Raw genomic sequence first — 1,906 nt, forward strand, 5'->3', positions numbered from 1 at the left:
TGAAATACTTCTTAGAGTACTTGCAGAAATCTTAATACTAACATTTTTCCCAAGTTCTGGAATAAAAAATTTCTTATTTATTAAATTAACCTTAAAAGTTCTCTTAGTCTTAACACCAATATGTTGTCCTGCTCCACCTTTCTTTTTGGCAAGTCCCTTTCGTGGAACATTATTTCCAAACATTGTCCTTTTTCCTGTAATTTCACATTCTCTCCCCATCTAAATCTCCTAAATTGCATTTTTCTTAGTTAGATACAAATCCATCAACTTTAAAAACAAAGTTAATCCTTCAATGATATTTTTAATTATACTACCAAAGTTTACATTATTGCCATAACTTTTTACAAGTTCAATATCAAGTTCTTTCCAATTATAAATAAGTTCCTTTTCTGAAGAAGGTTTAAAATAATCTTCTAAACAACCACTTAAAAGCTGTTGGAAAGAATAAATTTTTGCAGTCATTAGTCATTTAATAAAATTAAAGCTTTTTTATTCACATCTACTATTATATTTAACAACAATTTTTCTGATGATTTGTCTCCTCCAACATAAACCCTATGCAAAAGTGCATTTATTCTATTGCCATAATTACCCTGTTCCCCAAGACTATTATCAAAATCAATAAGATTAGAATAAATATTAACTAAGTCATGAATGTCATTAGAAACATCTCTAGAAATTTCCATATCTTTCCATTGTCCTTTAATAATTAGGACATTAACAATATCATTTAAATCTTTTTTTACTAAATTAACAGCATGAGTTTTTAAATAACCTAAAATGTCAGCGTAAACATATCCGGTAGTATTTGTAATTTTAGATGTAATTTTCATGTTCATATGCTCATTATAATTATCTAAAGTTAAAAGAGTAACTCCAGGAAATAATTTTTCTGCCAAAATTTTAGATTTGCTATTTTTTTGCAAAATTTCAGCTTTTAACATTTCATTTGAAACATGTTTAGAGAGATAATTAAAAAACGCTTTTGCTTTTGTCTTTTTAAGACCAGAAATAGGCAAATAATTGGGATCACCACTAACATATCTTACAAGATACAAAATTTCTTTATTTTTATTTATCTCAATTATAGATGTTATCATCTTAAGCCAAACATTTGGCTTCATAGGAAAATTATCTTCATCTCCATATATTTTTAAGAGAATATCATAAAGATTTCTCCAAATAGAAATATCCTTAATAGAATAAATACATTCCAAATAATCCTTAATATCATCAAGGATTACTCCACAACTGACAGCACTAAATCTAGGTTTATATATAAAATCATCTTCTGGAAATAAACTATCAAAATTCTTAATAAGCATATAATACTGATATGAAGCTAAATCAAAAAAGATATCTAAAGCTCCACAGGTTTCATCGATCAATCTGACCTGTTCCTGAGTTATACTTTTCAATAAATAATTTAAATTGGTATCCAAATTTTTCAGCATATCAGATGTAAAATTTACTATCTCATTAGCAGAGAAAGAATAAATATGTTCCAAAGCTTGCTTTTGAGTACTATTTAAATACTTCTCAACTACAAAATGAATTATTTCATTTGAATTTCGATATCTTTGCACAAATAACTTTAAAGGAAAAAAAACCTTATAAAGATTATAAATAAACTTAGCAAACTGAGGTAAAGCTTGTATTTTGGAAACACTAAAAAAATTACTTGACTTACTTAAACTTTTTTTTACTTCTTTAAGCCTTCTCTGCTTCACTTGCTCAGGAGTACGCTCTCTATTAAAAATAGCAACTAAAAAATCAACTAAACTCACATTAATAGCTCTCCTTTTGAATATAAAATTTAAAGTTATCAAAGATACCCAAAAGTATAAAATAACTATAAAAATTATACATAATTTATTAATAAAATAAAAGTCAATGTAATAAACAT

General features: G+C 26.0%; 1 protein-coding gene and 1 pseudogene. Both read right to left on the reverse strand.

Annotated features, from left to right (window positions below; all coding sequences use genetic code 11):
* Nucleotides 1-219: 50S ribosomal protein L28 (gene rpmB / locus BN1173_RS01780; protein WP_040236243.1), on the reverse strand; the 219-nt coding region annotated here is incomplete at its 3' end.
* Nucleotides 220-228: 9 nt separating this feature from the next.
* A pseudogene (locus tag BN1173_RS01785) lies at nt 229-1,793 on the reverse strand (hypothetical protein).
* Nucleotides 1,794-1,906: the final 113 nt, after the last annotated feature.

Source organism: Borrelia crocidurae (genome assembly GCF_000825665.2).
GTDB lineage: Bacteria > Spirochaetota > Spirochaetia > Borreliales > Borreliaceae > Borrelia > Borrelia duttonii.